General features: G+C 71.9%; 10 protein-coding genes. 9 read left to right on the forward strand and 1 reads right to left on the reverse strand.

Going from position 1 to position 19049, the window contains the following annotated elements:
* Positions 1-15: 15 nt before the first annotated feature.
* The 8 genes from FHS38_RS16840 (at position 16) to FHS38_RS16875 (ending at position 15588) form a co-directional block, all read left to right on the forward strand.
* Entirely contained in the window at positions 16-1386 is a 1371-nt protein-coding gene (locus FHS38_RS16840) for a condensation domain-containing protein (protein ID WP_184734383.1), read from the forward strand.
* A gap of 183 nt (positions 1387-1569) precedes the next feature.
* Complete coding sequence (locus FHS38_RS16845) at positions 1570-2271, forward strand: aspartate/glutamate racemase family protein (protein WP_184734505.1); 702 nt, start codon at positions 1570-1572, stop codon at positions 2269-2271.
* A gap of 351 nt (positions 2272-2622) precedes the next feature.
* Positions 2623-5805 (forward strand): DUF6603 domain-containing protein, encoded by a 3183-nt coding sequence (locus tag FHS38_RS16850; protein WP_229821985.1) that lies wholly within the window; start codon positions 2623-2625, stop codon positions 5803-5805.
* Between the two features lie 20 nt (positions 5806-5825).
* The gene (locus tag FHS38_RS16855) at positions 5826-8036 is read left to right on the forward strand and encodes a hypothetical protein (RefSeq protein WP_184734384.1); all 2211 of its coding nucleotides are present in this window, start codon (positions 5826-5828) and stop codon (positions 8034-8036) included.
* Positions 8037-8047: 11 nt separating this feature from the next.
* A complete protein-coding gene (locus FHS38_RS16860; RefSeq protein WP_229821986.1) occupies positions 8048-11692 on the forward strand; it encodes a hypothetical protein in 3645 nt (1214 codons plus the stop codon).
* On the forward strand, positions 11689-12801 hold the full coding sequence (locus FHS38_RS16865; RefSeq protein ID WP_184734386.1) for a hypothetical protein: 1113 nt from the start codon (positions 11689-11691) through the stop codon (positions 12799-12801). Before FHS38_RS16860 ends, FHS38_RS16865 begins: the two co-directional genes overlap by 4 nt.
* A gap of 55 nt (positions 12802-12856) precedes the next feature.
* A complete protein-coding gene (locus tag FHS38_RS16870) occupies positions 12857-14446 on the forward strand; it encodes a beta-propeller fold lactonase family protein (protein WP_184734387.1) in 1590 nt (529 codons plus the stop codon).
* Between the two features lie 8 nt (positions 14447-14454).
* Positions 14455-15588: a hypothetical protein gene (locus FHS38_RS16875; RefSeq protein WP_184734388.1), complete on the forward strand. Its 1134-nt coding sequence runs from the start codon at positions 14455-14457 to the stop codon at positions 15586-15588.
* 138 nt (positions 15589-15726) lie between these two features.
* Here FHS38_RS16875 and FHS38_RS36530 read toward each other — a convergent pair whose 3' ends face one another.
* Complete coding sequence (locus FHS38_RS36530) at positions 15727-17367, reverse strand: ABC-F family ATP-binding cassette domain-containing protein (protein ID WP_184734389.1); 1641 nt, start codon at positions 17365-17367, stop codon at positions 15727-15729.
* Between the two features lie 439 nt (positions 17368-17806).
* On the opposite strand from FHS38_RS36530, the gene FHS38_RS16885 reads away from it, so the two are divergent.
* Entirely contained in the window at positions 17807-19030 is a 1224-nt protein-coding gene (locus FHS38_RS16885) for a hydroxymethylcytosylglucuronate/cytosylglucuronate synthase (RefSeq protein ID WP_229821987.1), read from the forward strand.
* Positions 19031-19049: the final 19 nt, after the last annotated feature.

A 19049-nucleotide genomic window follows, 5' to 3' on the forward strand; every position in this document is an offset into this window, starting at 1 on the left:
GACCCTACCGTGCGTATGACCCAGATCCTTGACTGGCGACCCGAGCCGGGTGAAGTGGTCGAGTTCCGGCTGACCACCGACCGGGCACCCGTACCGCACCACGTGCCCGCGTCGTACTTCCAGCGGTCGCACTTGCAGTCGGCGGCCGCAAACCGCGCCGCCGGACGACAGCAGTCGCCCTGGGTGGCCATGGCGTTCGACCTGGCGGGCCGGGCCGATCTCGATGCGCTCACCGAGGCGTGGCAAGGGCTTGTGCGTCGGCACGAGGCCTTCCACACCTGGTACGAGCCGGACACCGAGGACCTCACCGGGTTCCGCCTGCCACCTGATTCCCTGACGGTCCGTCCGGCTCGCGTGGGCGACCTCACGAGCACGGACGACCTGCGCGCCCACCTGCACCGGCGGATCGACGAGGAGACCGCGGCGAGCCGACCGGGTGTGCTGGCCGGAGTGGTCCGACGGGACACGGCGTCCACGGTGTACTTCGCGATCGACCACGCCTATACCGACGGGCACTCCCTGGCGCTGCTCTTCGACGAGATCCGTACCCGGTACTACGCGGCCTGCGGCGGCGCCTCGGTCGATCTGGCACCGGCACCCGGCTACCTGGACTGCAACCGCCGCGAACGGGAACGCTCCGCGTCGCTGACGAAAGCCGCGCCGGAGCTCGCCGCATGGTCGGAGTTCCTGGCCGCGGGGGACGGCGGCTTCCCCGGCTTCCCTGTCGAGCTGGGTAACGACGCCGACGAACTGCTGACCGGTACGCGACTCCAGTACCCGGTGCTCACAGGTGCCGAGGCCCGCGCGTTCCGCGCCTATTGCGGCCGGCACGGCGGCGGGTTCGGCGCAGGTGCCTTCGCCGCACTGGCTCTCGCGCAGTGGGAGTTCACCGGCAATGACGTCTACCGAGTGCTCACCGCCGTGTCGACCAGGGCCTATCCTCGGCTGCTCCACGTGCACGGCTGGCAGGTCAACCTCGTGCCGTTGCTGTTCCGGCTGCCCGCCTCGCCGACTCTCGCCGGCACGATCGCCGCCGCGCAGCAAGGCTTCCAGCGCGCCCGCGCAGGATACGACGTGCCGCTGCACCGAGCGCTCGAACTGCTCCTCGAAGACGGCGCCGTCCCCGCCATCCCACCCATGGCGTCCTACGTGGACGGACGGACCGCGCCGGGCTCCCGCGACTACCTGCGCGCGGACGCGACCGTCCTGACCGGCCCCGACAACGCCAGCGGCGTGTCGCTGTGGTTCAACTGGTTCCCCGATCGGGCCGACTTGGTGGTCAGCATGCCGGACACCCCGGAGGCCGCGGCGGGTGTGCCGAAGTACGTCGACCGAGTCAGGGAGATCATGCTCACCGCATTGGCCGGACCCCGCCTCACACCCTGACCCGCCTCACATCCTGAAGGGACGGGCGCGGTTCTCCTCGCAGCCGTTGCGGTCGTCTGGGCCGACCCGCCTTACAAGCACCCAAAGCAATGCTTATGGCTGTATGAGATATGCATCTTCTGCCTTATGGTGGGTGCAGACAGTGACCGTACGAGGAGCGGGAGCACGAGCGTGGACACGGGCATGAAGACGATCGGGTTGATCGGCGGGATGAGCTGGGAGTCGACGGCGGAGTACTACCGGATCCTGAACGAGCGGACACGCGAGCGGCTCGGCGGTCTCCACTCGGCCCGCTGCGTGCTCCACTCCGTGGACTTCGCGGAGATCGAGCAGTTGCAGGTCCAGGGCCGCTGGGCGGAGGCCGGCGAGGTGCTGGCCGGCGCCGCCCGGTCGTTGGAGGCGGCCGGCGCCGATCTGCTGCTCATCTGCACCAACACCATGCACAAGGTCGCGGACTCCGTCGAGGCGGCGACCTCGGTCCCGCTGCTGCACCTCGCGGACGCCACCGCGGACGCCGTCCGCGCCGCGGGACTTCACCGGGTGGGGCTGCTGGGCACCGCGTTCACCATGGAGCAGGATTTCTACCGGGGCCGTCTCGCGGCGGGCGGGCTCGACGTCCGCGTCCCGAACTCCGAGGGGCGCGCGCTCGTACACCGGGTGATCTACGAGGAGCTCTGCCTGGGCATCGTCCGCGACGAGTCGCGTGCGGCCTACCGCCGGGTCGTCGAAGATCTCGTCGCGGGGGGCGCCGAGGGCGTCATCCTGGGGTGCACCGAGATCGAGCTCCTCATCGGCCCCGAGGACAGCCCCGTACCGGTCTTCCCCACCGCGCGCCTGCACGCCGAGGCAGCGGTCGACGCGGCCCTGGCCCAACACGCCGATTGAGCACCCGCCGGCGCACCGGAACCCCAACGCCCTCACGCCGCCGCACACTTACGCGTGGTGACCACCTCCGACCTGCCGGGCGACAGGCACGACCCGAGCGCCGTCGCGGTGAGCGGTATTGAGTCGTACCTCGACGCCCGGCACACCCCGACGGACACGTCATGTGAACCGTCCGCCACAGGACGCGAGGTACCTGCCCAGGTCATATGGCATCGGAATGCCACGATATGACGCTTGGCCGGAAATGCCCACTAGCACAAGGGATTCGGCCGATGTGCGCCCTACGTGACGCTGCGTGCATGCCATGATTCCGCCCGGTGTCGAAGCCGCTTCCAAGGCCGGGGAGAACCCATGGCGCTCTCGCTCAAAGACCTGCTCGACCTGTTCCCCGCCCCTGGTGGGGACTTCGTGCTGCCTCGCGACCGGATCGGGGACATCCCCGGTGTCGGCCCGCTGTTCGAGACGTGGCTGACGTCGGCGGACCTCACGGTGGGCGCTGCGATTCCCAACCGCGGTGAAGTGACCCTGGAAGGCACGCTGTCCTTCACGGTGGTCGACGGGCCCTGCCCCGTGAACGTCTCCTTCACCGTCGACGCACAGCAGTTGGTCACCGGAGTGCTGCTGGACTTCACCCTGCCGGCCACCGAGGCGGACTCCGGGGAACAGGATCCGTTCGCCCCGCATCTCCAACTGTCCGCAGGCGCGCAGGGATTCAGTGCCGCCCTGGTGCTCACCTTCAAGGACGCCGACGGCGATCCCAAGGAGATGACGTTCACCGCCACGTACCAGGAAGGCGCGCTGATCGGCGACTGGTCCTCCGAGGACGGGGTGTCCTGGGACGACGTCGCCCACGCGCTCGGCACCGCCCCGGCCGACCTGCCGCCCGCCCTGGTCCCGGTGCTCAAGCAGGTCGCGTTCGCGTACGAGAAGCGGAAGAGGGCATTCGTCTTCTCGGCCGCCACCGAGTACGTGCAGCTCGCCTTCGCCTCCCTGCCGCAGAAGGCCGGCACCGGCGCGGCGGGGCCGCGGCTGCGCGCGGTCCTGCTCCAGGGCAAGCTCGAGGCCGGGCTCGCCGACCTGCCCTCGGTCGGCGAGTACGCCCCGGTCGAGGACGACCTCGTCTTCGCCGCTCTCCAGGCCTTCCACCTCTCGGCGGCCATGACGGTCCGCAAGGTCAAGGCCCTCAACGACCTCATGAGCAACGTCGGCGTCAACATCGGCTTGCCCAGCCGCAGTCTGACGGACGGGGCGTCGCTGGCCGTCACCGGCGCCACCGCCCTGTCGGAGAAGAACTACGGCCTCGTGTACCCGCTGCGGCGCAAGCCCCAGCCCGGCCCCACCCCTCCCCCGCGCCTGGAGCTCGTCGCACAGGCCACGGAGGACGAGGAGGACGTTCCCGCCCGGGCGAGCATCCCCCTGGACGCGGTCTTCGGCCCGCTGCGGCTCTCCGAGATCGGGCTGTCCTACTCCGACGGCACGGCCCGCGTCACCATCGATGCCACGGTCGACGCCGGCGGCATCGAACTGAGCGCGTCCAAGCTGGGTTTCGCCATCCGCCTGGCCGACGGCGACTGGAGCTTCAAGGCCACCCTCGAAGGGCTCGGTCTCGCCTTCGACCGGCCGCCGGTCCGCATCGGCGGTGCGTTCCTCGTCAAGGAGTCCGAGCCGCCCTACGAGATGCTGTTCGCCGGCATGGCCGTCATCGAGGCCAAGGTGGCGAGCGTCAAGGTGCTCGGCGCCTACGCCCGCGCCGAGGGCGGGTACCCCTCGCTGTTCCTCTACGGCGTCCTGGCCGGCCGCAACGGACTGGGCCCGCCCCCCTTCCAGGTGCGCGGGATCGCCGCCGGCTTCGGCTACAACAGCTCGGTCCGCATCCCGGCCCCCGCCGAGACGCCCGCCTTCCCGTTCGTGGCCGAACTGGGCAGCGGCGAGCAGCGGCCGCCGCTCGAAGTACTGGACGACCTTCTCGACGGCTCGGGCGGCAGGCCCCCGTGGCTGAGCCCCGCCCAGGGCCAGATCTGGTTCGCGCTCGGCATCGACTTCACCGTCTTCCAGCTCGTCGACGGCAAGGTGCTGGCCCTGGTCGAGTTCGGGGACGACTTCACCATCGCCGTCCTCGGCCTGGCCACCGCCTCCTTCCCCGTACGCCGCGACTCCGGCGCCGCCATCGCCCGCGTCCAGCTGGCCATGCAGGCGTTGTACACCTCCTCCGACGGCATGCTCGCGCTGGCGGCGGAGCTCACACCCGAGTCGTACGTGCTCGACCCCGAGTGCCGGCTGACGGGCGGACTCGCCTACCGGACGTGGTTCAGCGGGGCCCGCGAAGGCGACTTCGTTTTCTGTCTGGGCGGCTACGCGCCCGGGTTCGACCGGCCCGACCACTACCCCGTCGTACCGAGGCTCGGCTACACGTGGGGCATCTCCAGCTGTGTCACCGTCCGGGGCGAGGCGTACACCGCGCTGACCCCGTCGGCGTTCATGGTCGGCGGCAAGCTGGAGGTGTCGTTCCATGCCGGCATCGTCGACGCCTGGCTGACCGCCCGCCTCGACGCGCTGATCCAGTGGAAGCCGTTCTACTTCCGGCTCGGCGTCGGGGTCCGCATCGGGTTCGCGGTCGACCTGTGGCTGTTCACCGTCCGGGGCGAAGTCGGCGTCGACCTCGACCTGTGGGGCCCGCCCGTCGGCGGCATCGCCACGGTGCACCTGTGGTGCATCGACTTCGACGTGGAATTCGGGGCGAAGCCCGACAAGGCCAAGGAGGTGAGCTGGGCCGAGTTCCAGGAGCAGCTCCCCGCCCGCGACCGGATGCTGCGGATCACCCCGCTCACCGGCATCCTGCCCGAGGACGAGGCGACCCGCGCCCTCCGCCGGGCGGCCGGCGACGACCGCTGGGTCGTCTCGGCCGACGGCTTCTCCTTCTCCACCACGACACCCGTGCCGGCGTCCAAGGCGACCGTCACGACGAAGGAAGTCGACGGCAAGCCCCTCGACATCCGTCCCATGGCCGTCACCGGGCTGGCCTCCGAGCACAAGCTGACGGTGCGCCTGGGAGACGACGAGGGCTTCGACCCGATCCGGCGCGGCTGGACGGTGGAAGCCGTCAACACCAACGTGCCGCAGGCGCTGTGGGGCGCGGGCGAACCCGCCGCCGCGGACGCGGGGGCGTCCCCGCTCGTGCCGGACCAGCTCATCGGCCTCACCGTCACCGTGCCCGCGCCGAAGGACGGGCCGACACCCGGCGAGATGACCGACGTCTCGCTCGGCTTCGATCCCCTCGTCCCCAGCCACGCCCTGCCCATCACCCCGGGCGACCTGCCGGCCGGACCGGAGCCCCGGGCCTGGCAGCCGGGCCACGAGCCGACGAGCATCGCCGCCATCGCCACAGGCATCGCCACCACCACCGTGCCCGCCAGGGACGCGCTGTACGCCGAGCTCGCCGAGCTCGGCGTCGCACCGCCCTCCCACGACCGCCTGGACGGCTTCGCCGGCCTCGCCGCGGCGGGCGCCTTCACCGCCGAACCCATGACGATCTGAACCGCGCGAGGGAAGCCACCATGACGCAGCCCACCGCTGCCGGGGACGTCCCCCGGTTCAGCGTCCACTTCCACGACAACCACATCCCGGCCGCACCCGCCGGGCTCTACGAGATCGCGCTCGACCACACGGTGTCCGGCGAGAAGGTGGGCACCGACAGCCTGCCCACCGCCCGGCAGGACTTCGAGATCCGCTCGCCCCAGTTCACCCTCGACGGGTCCTTCGTCCACGCCGTCCACCCCGCACCCGCGGCGAGCGGCGCCTTCGAGTACGTCCTGCCGCACATCACCCTGGGCCGGCTGATCCTCCCGTGGGAACGCGCCCTCGACCCGGCGAAGCCCGAACTGCCCTGGCTGGCCCTGCTCCTGTTCGCGGAACAGGAACTGCCGGACGACCCCAAGGCCCAGGGACACGTCCGGACGCGGACCGTGCGCGAACTCCTGACCGCCACCGGCGACGTCCTCGTCCCCGACATCACCCTCGAGGAAGAGGTACCGCCGGAGCTGCGGGACGCCTCCTGCGCCACGATCGACGTGCCCTCGGACGTCTTCGCCGCGCTCGTGCCCCGCCGCGCCGACCTGCCCTATCTGTGCCACGTCCGCAAGGTCACCGACCGGCACGCCCTGCGCGTGCGCCGCAACGGGGAGAAGCTGGAGGTCGGCGACTACTCCGTCGTCGTGGCCAACCGCTTCCCCCGCACCGCCGGGCGCTACGCCGCGCACCTGGTCTCGCTGGAGGGCTTCGCCGGCCACCTCGACGGCACCCGGCCCGCCCCGTCCGTCGTCCGCATGGTGTCCCTGCGGGCCTGGTCCTTCGAGGCGGTGCCCGACGCGAGCGCCCACTTCGACGCGCTGATCCGGCACATGGCCGACGACCCCGCCGGCCTCGGACTGCGCCTGCGGCCCCGCACGGCGGGCACCGCCGCGAGCCCCGCCACCGAGCGCCTGGACCTCGGCTACGTACCGGTGGACCACGGGCTGCCCTCGGCCGAGCACACCTTCGCCTGGTACCGCGGCCCCTTCACCCCCGTCGTGGCGCAGGACGTACCGACCCCGGCCACCGGCCACTACGCGCACGCCGACGAAGCCCTGGTCTACCTCACCGACGCCGGGGTCTTCGACGTCAGCTACGCGGCCGCCTTCACGCTCGGCCGGGCGCTCGCGATGTCCGACTCCACCCTGGCCGCGACGGTGTCGGCCTTCCGCGCGCGGGCGCGTCGCCTCGCCCAGCGAGCGCTGATGCGGGACCGGACCGGCCCGCACCCGGCCCGCGACCGGTTCCACGAGCTGATCGACGAAGGGCTCGGCGCCCGCCTGCACGCGGCCGCCACCTCCCTGCCCGGCACGCGCACCGCGCCCGTACCCGCGCCCCGGCGTGCTGCGGGCGGCGTGCCGCGGCCGCCGGCCGTCACGGACCTGCGCAACCGGCTGCGCTCCGGCGCGACGCGCGAGGTGCTGCTCCATGCCCTGCGCGAGCCGCTCGCCCCGCTGCTGAGCGCGCTCGACCAGGTGACCCTGCTGGCCGCGGCCCCGCTCGGCCACCTGGTGCCCGACGCGCGCATGCTGCCGCCGGAGAGCCTGCGCTTCTTCCACGTCGACGCGCAGTGGTGCGCCGCCCTGCGCGACGGGGTGCTCAGCACCGGCCTCGGCACCTCGCTCGACGTCGCGGTCAACGACCTCGCGCGCGAAGCCCTCGACGAACCCCCGAAGCTGTCGGGGCTCCTCATGCGCTCCGCGCTGGTGAAGAACTGGCCCGACGTCGTGATCGAGCCCCGGCGCGCCGTCACCGGCGACGACTTCGATCTGCTGGACATCGTCCACCGTGCGGCCATCGGCCCGGACCTGCTGCTGTGCCTCGTCGACGGCGTGCCCGACCAGGTGGTCTTCCGGGAGCCTTCCGAAGGCATCCACTTCGGCATCGACGAAGGCGACCGCATCGGCCTGCGCCGGCTCACCGACCCCGTGGGGGATTCGCTGGTCGGCGAGTCCGTCCCGCGCGCCGGCGAGGGCGACATCACCCGCTTCCTCCGCCCCGCCACCGACACCGGGACGGCCGAGGTCCTCGACCTCGACGCCGGCGCCGACCCGCTGGTCCCCGCCGTGGCCGCCGCCCTGCGGACGCTGGGGGAGCTGGGCCCGGACGACGCGTTGTCCCCAGGTGCGCTCGCCGTGGAGCTCGTCAATGCCCCGCAACGGATCGTCTTCGACCCGAACCGACCCGGCCAGCAGTGAGGACCAGCATGATGAGTTCCCCGTCCCCCCTGATCGTTCCCGTCCAGGTGGACGCGCTTCTCGTCAACGAGCGCGTCCGCGCCAACGAGACCTGGCGCCGCTGGGACCCCGACTTCGAGCGGCTGGACGAGCGGCAGCCCCCCGAGCCCGATCCCTTCGGTTCCTCTGCGACCGGCAAGCCGGGCCACGGGATCCACCTGCAGTGGCTGGTGCCCGACGCCCTGCGGCGCGGGCGGCAGGACGGACCGGCCGGGAAGGTGGAATTCCCGATCGTTCCCAACCGCTGGCTCGTCGTCCGCTACAGCAGGCCCACGGACCGACCCGGCAGTACGCCTTCCGCCGTCGGCTGGGTCGTCGACAGCGATTTCCTCGACGACGCGGACGGCACCTCGTCGTTCCTGGACCCCTGGGCCGAGGGGCTGAAGCCGGCGTGGATCGGCCGGCTCCACGATCTCGCCGAGGCCCCCTGGACGGAGCCGGCCGGCCGCCGGCCGTTCCTCACCGCGGTGGGCCCGGGACTGCCGACGTTCGCGACGTTCCAGCCCTACAACAAGAACGTCTTCTCCCTCCACGACCCGCTGACCGACCTCGAAGAGCCGTCGCTGCTCAGCTATCTCGTCGTGGGCTGGTACTCGGACCCGGCCTGGGACATCCTGGCCGCGCCGCCCGGCGGGGACGTCCGGGCCCTGCTGGAGTCCCTGCGGTGGTCCACCACCGAGAGCGCGTTCCGCCCGGCCCGGTCCCTCTACGCGGGCTCCGCGCTCGGCCTCTCCTGGAAGATCGACGGCGACCGTCCCGACTCCGACAAGCCCGACGTGGTCACCGACATCGACGTCGCCGTCGGACACGTCGCCACCGACGCCGAGACGGCCCTCCACCCGGCGGCCCTGGACGATCCGGAGGCCGCACGCCTGTGGGAGGCGTTCTGCTACGACCTGCTGGACGTGCTCGACGAGGACGGGGACGCGGCCCTCGACCAGGCCACCCGCCGCACCTGGTTCGGTAATGAGCAGGGCGGCTACACCTGGCGCATCGTCGACCGTCCCCCGGCCGACGGCAGCCCGCAGCCGCGGCTCACGCCGCAGCAGTCGGCCGACGAGCGGCAGTGGCTGGCCGCGCTCAACGCCACCCAGGCCGAACACGACGCCGCCTCCCGCGAGCTCTCCCACTTCCAGCGCCGCCTGTACGGCCTGTGGTGGCTGCACGGTCGGCCGACCCTGCCGGGACCCGAATGGAAAGCCGCGTGCGAAGCGCAATTCGACCCTGACGGCGAGGGCACCGTCGCCGCGCAGGCCCGGGACAAGCTCACCGCCCTCTTCGGCGAGAACGGCCTGCGCTCCCGCATCCCGTGGGGCGACACCGCCGAGGAGCTCGCGGACCGGGTCCACGAATACGCCACCGATCACTGCCTCCTGCCGGGCCGGGAGCTCCAGCGGTGCGCCGAGCCCGCCTTCCACAGCACGCCCGACCCCTCGGTCATCATCCGCGGGGCCAAGCTGGACCGGCCCCTGACCGACGAGGCGGACCTGGCCTGCCGCACCTCCGAGGAGACGGTGACGCAGGTCCGCATCCGCGGCGAGATGACCGCGCCCCCCGCAGCGCCGCCGGCCCCCGACCTGACCGGCCTGCCCGAAACGACCGCCCTGGACGCGCTCCTCGGCGAGTTCTTCCTCCTCGACCTCGCCGCCGTCACGCCGGGCGGCAATCCCGACGCGACAGCTCTGGAGGAGGCGCTGGCCCGCCCCGGCGTCAACGTCACCGGCACCGTCGCCCGCTGGATGCGCCAGTGGCGGCAACCCTGGTCGCCGCTGCACCTCATCTGGAAGATGAACTGCTACCCCACCCCCTACCGCAGCGACGGGCAGGACCACTGGACGTTCTGCGGTACCCGCTACCGCTGGCAGGGCACCGGCGACGAGGGCCCCACCGTCCTCGCCGGGCGGGCCATGCTCAATCCCCTGCCCGGCTTCACCACCCGGGCCCGCCTCGCGCAGCACGCCGACACACATCCCCGCGGGCCCGTGGAGAAGCTGCGCGAACTCCGCGCCCGGGCGGAGGACTGGGACCTGCTCTCCCAGCGCATCGACGGCGTCAACGACTGGCTGGCCCAGCACACCACCTCGACGAACCTCGCTCCGGTCGACGCGCTCGCGGACCTCGTCGACAACCGCACCTCGCGCGTCTCACTGAGCGAAGTCCCCGAACCCGGCCCGGCCTCGGGCTCCGACCGTACGTTCCAGCCGGTCAGGGCGGCCCAGCTCACCTTCGAGCAGCTCCACGTCATCGACCGGTTCGGCCGGTCCCTGGCCGTCATCAGTCCCGACAACGTGGCATCGTTCCCGATCCTGCCCGCCGACAGCGTCACTCCCGACATCCCGGTGCTGCCCGAGAATCCGTACCGTTTCATCCAGTTGCCCCCGCGTCTGCTCCAGCCCACCCGGCTGCGCTTCGACTTCGTCTCCACCAAGGACGACCACCACCGCGTCGACGTCGACGCGGGCCCGGGTGAGGCGGCGGGAGAGAGTCCCGTCTGCGGCTGGCTCGTGGCCAACCACCTCTCGCGGTCGCTGCTCGTGCACGCCCCGGACGGTGCGGCGCTGGGCGAGATCCGGGCGGTCCTGGACACCGCGCACCAGCAGCTCGCCGACTGGGATCCGCTGCCCGAGTCGCCCTACCCCGACCTCGGCCCGGACACGGAGTCCGGGCGGGCCTTCGCCGCGGAACTGCCCCATCTGTACGGCTTCGTCACCAAGCTGCTCGAGGGCGGGGCGGACGCCTTCGCCGAGTTGCTGACCGCCGTCGACCGCAGTATGTCGGCCACCACGCCCGGCGAGGACGACACCAGCCTGGCCGCACTCGTGGGCCGCCCCATGGCGCTGCTGCGCGCCCGGCTGAAGTTCGAGCTGAACGGGCCGCCGATGACGTCCTCGTCCTGGAGCGACGTCGTCGAACAGCCGGCACCGGAGCCGGAGTTCACCAGCTATTTGTGGAACGTCCGGCTGGGCGCCGGGGACATCCTCAGCGACGGGCTGGCCGGCTTCTTCCTCGGCTCCGACTACACCCGCCTGTACACCGTCCCCGAACCCGAAACCCGCTCCGGCGGTCCGGGGTACGCGGCTCCCATCGACGGACAGGAGATCGCGATTCCCGCGCGGCCCGTCGCCCCACCCGCCCGGATCGCGGACGAGGCCGCGGCCTGGGTGACGCTCCTCGCGGACCCCTGGGCCGCCGTCCACGCCGTCACCGACCTCCTTCCCGTGGGGCGGCTCCTGCTGCCGCCGACCTGGGTGCGCGAACCGCTGGCCCGCATGAAGCTGTCGTTCCGGATGGGGCCGCTGCTCGCCGGGACCCGCATGGCGGCCGACGAGCAGGGCGGTACGCCCACCCCGCATCTGGTCATGCCCGGCCCGTCCGGCTGGCGCGGCACATGGCAGTGGGCGGAGCCCGCGGCCGCCGGTCGCGCGGAGCCGACCGGTTCCGTGAACTGGACCACGTACCCCCTCACCACCCCGGACGCCGTCCTGGCCCTCACGGACACCGGGCCGGCCGCCCGGACCGGCTTCCTCCAGCTGTCCGGCGCGCTCGGCGACGCCGACGGCGCCGAACGACGACCGCCCGCCCAGGGCCCGGACCGAACACCCGGGAGCACGTCATGACCACCGCACTCTCCTACGCCATCCACACCAGCCCCGCACCGCTGAGGGTCGCCACGGACACGTCCGACGGCCACGCCGCGCTGCGGATCACCGTGACCAACCCGGGCCCCGACCCCGTCACCTGCGACACGATCACGGTCGCCGTGCCGACCGGCCGCGGCACCGACGCCCTGACGGCCGCCCCCGAGACCATCACGGCACGTACGGAGGGCCACGGCGGCTGGGAGGCCGAGCACCGGGGCGGGGGCGTGTTCCGCGTTCGCCCCGCCCTGCCCGGCACCGGGCTCAAGCCGGGCGAGCAGTTCGTGCTCACCCTTGACGACATCGTGGTCAATGAGGCCGTCGGCACCGTCACGCTCGGCATCAGCGAGGTGTCCGGAGACGGCAACGGGCTGTCCCACGAGCGCGCGTCCGGCAGCTGGAAGCTGGCGAAGTCCCCTGCAGAGGCCATGCTGGAGGACTTCGTGCCCGACCGGCCCGTCGTGCCCAACGGCGAGACCGTCACCCTGACCTGGAAAGGCATCGACGGCCCCGACTACGTGCTCTTCTACGGCGACCAACCTCCCCAGACGGTCAACGACCGCATGGTGGACGGCCACGGCACCTGGCCTTCCCCGGCCCTCCACGACACCACCGCGTTCATGCTGCTGGCCTCCACCGAGAAGGACGGCGTGCCCGTCACCTACGGCCTGACCACGGCCGTGACCGTCAGGGTGCCCGATCTGGAGGTCGGCAGCCTCGACGCCAACGGCGTGGTCCGGCTGTTCGGGCGGACCCAGGAGATCGCCGGTGGCACCCAGAGCGGGACGTGGACGTACACCGCCGACACCGACGGTGTGATCACCGGCTACATCAAGACCAACCAGAGCGGGGCGCCGGCCACCCTCAATGTCTTCGTCACGCCTCCGGAGCCGGACAAGCGCCAGAAGTTCGCCACCCAGTCCTGGGACGTCCGGGGTGGCACGGAGAACCAGGAGGCGAGCCTGCTGGTCCCGGTGCCCCGGGGCTCGACGGTGAGCGTGGTCCAGAAGACCGACGGCGGTGCCTTCACCGCCGCCCTGACGTGGTTCCCGTTCGGCTCGGGATCGCTGCAGGTGATCGAGCCGTGAACCGCGGCACCCCGTGGACGACCGTACCGGCCCCCCGACCAGGAGAGCTTCAGCGATGACCGAGAACACGACCGACCTCACAGCCGTCGGCATCAACGCCGCGTTCAGCGTCCCCGACTCGGGCGACGCGCCGGCCGCCGTCTACATGATCCGCGGTGGCTGGGCCGTCCACTACGACGCGGCGGCGACGGCCCCGCCGCAGCGCGGAAACACGCTGCGCGAGCTGTGGCCCAAGCTCCCCGCCACCTATCTGAGCGGTGTCGACGCCACGTGCTCGACCGACACGCAGCGCGTCTACTTCTTCAAGGGCTCGACGTGCGTGCTGTACGACATCGCGAAGAACGAGCCGGTGGGTGGTTCGGCACCGGTGCAGATCGGTGACAAGCTCCCCGGCCTGCGGAACGGCGCGCCCGACTTCACCCAGGGCATCGACGCCGGCATGACGGCGTCCGACGGCACGGTGTACCTGTTCCGGGGCGGTCAGTTCGTCAATTACGACCTCGATTCCGACGCGGTCCTGGAGCAAGGGACGATCGAGAAGGACTGGTCGAACGCCGACTACCCCGACTCCGAGGTCTACGGCGGCGTGGCGGCGGCGTTCAACCACCCCGCCACCCGCAACGGCTACCTGGTCGCCCCGGACGGAAAGCGCTACACGGAGTGCGACACCGATCCCGACAGCCACCGCGTGACGTCCGGCACGAAGGCACTGCGGGACCGGTGGCTCTACCGCACGTTCCTCAGCGTGGTCGACGACACCGCGGGCGTCCTGTGGGTGTTCGACGCCGACACCGGGCAGAAGATCAGGCAGAGCCAGGTCGGCTCCTATCCCGGGGGCGTCGCGATCTCCCCCGACGGCTTCAGCGCGCTGGCGCCCGTCAAGTCCTCCGGCGGCGGCAACGGCAGCCTCACCCTCTTCGACATCACAGCCGGCACCCCGAAGTCCGTGACGGTGGAGGACTCGTGGCCGTACCGGGTGGCCCCGGTGCCCGACGGCTCGGCCGTCTACGTCGCCACGGTGTTCGGCACGGCCGTCCACGCGATCGACCTCGCCACCGGCGAGGTCCGCTCCGTCGAGATCGGGGAGCAGGCCTCCGGTGTCGTCGCCTCGCCCGACAGCACCTGTGTCTATGTCAGTTGCCGGACGACCAACGACGTGGCGGTCGTGGACACGGCGACCGTGACGGTGACCCGCCGGATCGACGGCGGGTCGAAACCGACGGAGCTCGCGCTCACCCCCGACGGCGCCACGCTCGGCATCACCAACCCCGACTCGGGCAGCTCCTTCGTCGCCATCGCCAGGACGGCCGGCGGCGGCGCGCCCGTCCCCGTCGGGGTCGGGCGGGACCTGATGGGAATCGCGGCATCGCCGGACTCGCAACAGCTGTACTCCGTCGACCTGGACTCCAAGGTGAAGGTGATCGACATCGCGAGCGCGAGCCACGTGGGCGACATCCCGGGGAAGGAGGGACGCCGGCTGTCGGCGGTCGCGGTCTCCCCGGACGGGGAGCACCTCTTCGTCACCGACTACCTGGGGACCTCGGTACAGAAGCTGCCGGTGACCGGCGGCGACCCCGTCGAGTTCCCGCTGGGCCTGACGCTGACCCAGTACGCGTTCCTCACCGTCTCCCCCGCCTGGGGGTGACCGGCGGCATGGAAGGACGACGCCCCGACGACAGCACCTGTGTCCTCACCTACGACGTGGAGCCCGATCCGGCGCCCATCCAGGTCTCTTCGGGACCGACAGTGAAGCAGGCGACGCTGCGGATCACCGTCACCAACCACCAGCAGCGCGCGGTCCATCTGGAGGCGGCCCGCTTCTCCTTCCCCGTGGGAAGCGGGCCGGAGGAGCTGAGCAGCAATCCGGGCAGTGCCGATCCTGTGACGGACGACGAGGACCAGAACAAGTTCTGGCGGTTCGAACTGGACCAGGAGGCCCCGGGCACGGCCGTCCTGACCCCCAGGCGCTCCGCCACCCTCCCGCCCGGAGGGCAGCTGGAAATGGCGCTGGCCCACATCGAGATCAACACGGCGGTCGGCACCAGCAAACTGACCATCGAGGAACGCATCAAGAACGCCGAGGAGCCCCATGGCGAGGAATGGCCACTGGCGAAGGTCCCGGCGGGCTTCACCACCGGCGACTTCCGGCCCGAGCGGATCCTCGTCAGGAGCGGCATCCCCGCGGAGCTGATCTGGCGGGGCGACTCCCGGCCCGGGGCGACGTACACGATGCTCCACGACGGCCCGCCCGTGGACGTCACGAACGTCCGCTACTGGAAGTCCCCGCCCCTGCACCGCAACACCGCGTTCGCGCTCGTGGTCAGGGTGCCGGAGGGCGATGCCACCGCCGAGCACGCGATGACGACCATGGTCACCGTCGCCCGTCCCCATCTGGTCGTGAACGACCTGACCGTCAACGGGCCGACCACGCTCACGCACGTCTCCACCGACCTCGACCTCGGTGACGCGCCGGAGTTGACGTACACCGCGGAGACGGACGGCCTCCTCGTCGGCTACGTACGCGCCGACCAGGACGTGCCCGACACCGAGGATCCGGCGCCGACCCTGACCGTCACGGTCGCCCCGGACGGCGGCACCGGCCGTGCCACCAGCGTCCAGTCCCGCCAGGCCGAACGGGCTCCCGGCGATCCGGGCAGCAGGCTGATCGCCGTCGTCCCCCAGGGCTCCTCCGTCGCGGTCGCCCGCGCCGGCACCACGCCGAGCACGCACCGGCTGGCCTGGCTCCCGTTCGGCACCGGAGAGCTGAAGGAGGTCGCACAGAGCTGAGGCGGCGTCCTCCGCAGCGGGGGGGCGCAGGTCGGCCGGTCGATCGGCACCAGCACCCATCGCTTCTTCGAGTGGTGATCCCGGCTTGCGGGGTGCTCCGGCGCACCTCGCGCGCCGGAGCACCCCGCGGCCGTTCACTCACCCGCGAGCACGCACGACGCGCCCCTCGTCCCAGACCGGTTCGTCCGCCTCCACCACCCGGCCGTCCTCCCGGAAGACGAGGAAGCGGCTGAAGGCACGGGCGAACCAACGGTCGTGGGTGACCGCGACCACCGTGCCGGTGAAGGCGTTCAGCGCCTGCTCCAAGGCCTCGGCGGAGATCAGGTCCAGGTTGTCCGTGGGCTCGTCGAGGAGGAGCAGGGTGGCTCCGGCCAGTTCCAGCAGGAGGATCTGGAACCTGGCCTGCTGACCGCCCGAGAGCGTCTCGAAGTTCTGCCGGCCGGCCCCGGCGAGTCCGTAGCGGCTGAGGGCGGACATGGCCCCTTGGAGGTCCACTCCCTGCCTGTCGCCCTCGCCCCGGCCCAGGATGTCGGCCGGGGTCCGGCCCACCCACTCGGGGTGCCGGTGGGTCTGGGCGAACAGCCCCGGCCGTACGCGGGCGCCCAGGCGGCATTCCCCGGAGTGCTCCACTGCGGACGGGGCTTCGCCGTCCGTCTCGTCCAGCAGGCGCAGGAAGTGACTCTTGCCCGAGCCGTTGGAGCCGAGGACACAGACGCGGTCGCCGAAGAAGACTTCCAGGTCGAAGGGGCGCATGAGGCCGGTCAGTTCGAGTTTCCGGCAGGTGATCGCCCTGACGGCGGTGCGGCCGCCGCGGAGGATCGGAGCGACGCGCTGCTCCCGGGGCGGGGCCGGAGGGGAGCCGGCAGCCTCGAACTTCGCCAGTCGGGTCTGGGCGGCGTGGTAGCGGGAGGCCATCTCGTCGCTGATGGACGCCTGCTGGCGGAGGGTGCGTACGAGTTCCTTGAGTTGTTCGTGCTTCTCGCTCCAGCGCCGCCGCAGTTCCGCGATCCGCTCCCAGCGGGCCACGCGGGCGCCGTGCCAGGTGGCGAAGCCTCCTCCGTGCGTCCAGGCCGAGCCGCCTTCGAGGGTGACCACTTGGGTGGCCGTCCGGCTCAGCACCTCACGGTCGTGGGTGATCAGCAGGACGCCTTTACGCGTGCGGAGGAGCTGTTCCTCCAGCCAGCGCTTACCGGGGACGTCGAGGTAGTTGTCCGGCTCGTCCAGCAGGAGCAGGTCCGCCGGGCCGCGCAGGAGCGCCTCCAGGACGAGGCGCTTCTGCTCACCTCCGGAGAGCGTGGAGACGTCGCGGTACTGGGCGGTGGAGAAGGGCAGGCCGAGCGCGGCGACCGTGACGGTGTCCCAGAGCACCTCGCACTCGTAACCACCGGCCTCGCCCCAGGAGGTGAGGACTTCGGCGTAGCGCATCTGGGCGGCCTCGTCATCGTTCTCCATCAGCGCCAGTTCGGCCGCGTCGACGGCGGCCGCGGCCGCCTGTTGCGGTGGGGGCGCCACGGACAGCAGCAGGTCGCGGACGGTCCGGCCGTCGCGGACGCTGCCGATGAACTGCGGCATCACGGCGAGGGCTCCTTGGCGGCGCACCGCCCCGTGCCGGACGGGCAGTGCTCCCGCGAGTATGCGCAGGAGGGTGGTCTTGCCCGCGCCGTTGTCACCGATCAGGGCGACGGTCTCGCCGCCCGGGAGGCGGAACGACACATCGCGGAACAGCTCGCGCCCGTCGGGAAGGGTGTGGGTGAGGGCGCCGGCCTCGAGGTAGCCCATGCGGAAAGCCTAGTCACTTGCCTCCCCGTCTACGGCCCATTAAGGCCACCCCGTTGAGTTCCGTCAGGATGCACGCCCCCAGGCGCACGCCCCCTATCGGCGCGTCGGCCCCCCATCTCTTTCGTCTCGCGGACCACAGAGGCCGTGATTCTGCGCTGCCGTCGGCATGAAGGAAGGCAGAAGTGGATTTATCGCACTTATGCACCGTCATCTGATTCCTTCCTCCTTGACCGGAATCCACCGACAGCACGGTTGTGTCGGCCACGGATATGCGTGAACGTTGGCCCAGGCACCTTTCGCTCGCGGCGCGTCCGTCCGGTCCCTCGGCGGCCGCGCTTCCTCCACGCTCGTCCGACGGGCCACGGCCCGCCCGAGGAAGCCGGAAAAGACACTGATGCGTCGTGTTCCCGATGTCCGACCACCACACCATCCCACCACCGTGGGCTCCCCGGCCCCGGTGCCCAGCCGCGAACCCGTCACCATCGCCGTGTCGGGGGCCGAGTTCGGCTGGGGAAGTTCGGGAAAGCTGAGCGCCGTCCTGTCAGCGTTGCGGCAGCGGTCGCGGTCGCCACTGCGGTTCGTGGGCCTCGGCTCCGGCCTCGGGCGTCCGCTGCTGGCCGAGCACGCCGTCGACCGCTGGTACGACCTGCCGGACTCCGCACACGGCGTCCGTGCCGCCGTCGAGGAAGCCGTACGGTCGCAGGCGGTGCGGGCGGCGGTGGTCGTGCTGGACGGAACCGTCGCGCGCGCGCTGGAGACCGCCGGCGTGCCGACCGCGTTCGTGGACAGCCTGCCGTTCATGTGGACCGAGGGCGACCGCGCCGCGCTGCCCCTGAACGCGACCGTCTACTGCGCCCAGCAGTGCGTGGAGCTGCCACCCGAGTGCCAGGGGATCCTGGCGTCCGTCCGCGCGCTGCGCTGGGTCGGGGCCGTCATCGGCACTCCCCCGCCGCCTCGCGCCGACGCTCCCGCCGCCCGGCCCTGCCGCAAGGTCGTCGTCAGCCTCGGCGGTCTCCGCGCCCCCCGGCTCGCCGACTGGACGGACTATCCGCGCGTCGTCGTCCCCGTCGTCCTGGAAGCCCTCGCCGCCTTCGGCGTGCGCGAGGTGCGGCTGGCCGGCAATCTCCCGGCGGGGCTCCTCGCGCGCCTCGTCGACCGGCCTCCCGCTCCCTTGCGCGTGACGGCCGGTGCGCTCTCCCACAGCGCGTTCCTCGCCGAACTGGCCGGCTGTGACGCCCTCCTCACTTCTCCGGGGCTCACCACGCTGCTGGAGGCCGGCAGCCTGCGAGTGCCCACGGTCTGCCTGCCCCCGCAGAACCTCAGCCAGATCTTCAACGGCCGCGCCCACAGCCGCGCGGTCGACGCCGACGTGCGGGTCACCTGGCCCGGCGAGGTCTTCCAGGAGGACGAGGCGTTGGCACTGCGGTCGAAGGGCGAGGACCACGCCCTGGAGCTGATCTACGGCGGGATCGGCAGGGCGGCCGCGCAAGCGGATGGCGGGCACGTGGCGGCGGCCTTGCGGGACGGCGTTCTGGCCGCGCTGCGCCGCACCGCCGGCGTCGCCGACTGGGGCGCCCTCACCGCGGCCGTGGGGACCGGTGGCGCGGATCAGGTGGCCGACGCGGTGCTGGGAATAGTGCGGCAGGCACCATCGCCTGCCTGACCCCGGCTCGTGCCCCTTC

It is taken from the genome of Streptomyces netropsis (genome assembly GCF_014203545.1).
In the GTDB taxonomy this organism is placed as follows: Bacteria; Actinomycetota; Actinomycetes; order Streptomycetales; family Streptomycetaceae; genus Streptomyces; species Streptomyces netropsis.

Bases quoted from the DNA above. Each gene is read 5' to 3' on its own strand.
- FHS38_RS16840 (WP_184734383.1), top strand. From the start codon at position 16: ATGACCCAGATCCTTGACTGGCGACCCGAGCCGGGTGAAGTGGTCGAG.
- FHS38_RS16845 (WP_184734505.1), top strand. From the start codon at position 1,570: ATGAAGACGATCGGGTTGATCGGCGGGATGAGCTGGGAGTCGACGGCG.
- FHS38_RS16850 (WP_229821985.1), top strand. From the start codon at position 2,623: ATGGCGCTCTCGCTCAAAGACCTGCTCGACCTGTTCCCCGCCCCTGGT.
- FHS38_RS16855 (WP_184734384.1), top strand. From the start codon at position 5,826: ATGACGCAGCCCACCGCTGCCGGGGACGTCCCCCGGTTCAGCGTCCAC.
- FHS38_RS16860 (WP_229821986.1), top strand. From the start codon at position 8,048: ATGAGTTCCCCGTCCCCCCTGATCGTTCCCGTCCAGGTGGACGCGCTT.
- FHS38_RS16865 (WP_184734386.1), top strand. From the start codon at position 11,689: ATGACCACCGCACTCTCCTACGCCATCCACACCAGCCCCGCACCGCTG.
- FHS38_RS16870 (WP_184734387.1), top strand. From the start codon at position 12,857: ATGACCGAGAACACGACCGACCTCACAGCCGTCGGCATCAACGCCGCG.
- FHS38_RS16875 (WP_184734388.1), top strand. From the start codon at position 14,455: ATGGAAGGACGACGCCCCGACGACAGCACCTGTGTCCTCACCTACGAC.
- FHS38_RS36530 (WP_184734389.1), bottom strand. From the start codon at position 17,367: ATGGGCTACCTCGAGGCCGGCGCCCTCACCCACACCCTTCCCGACGGG.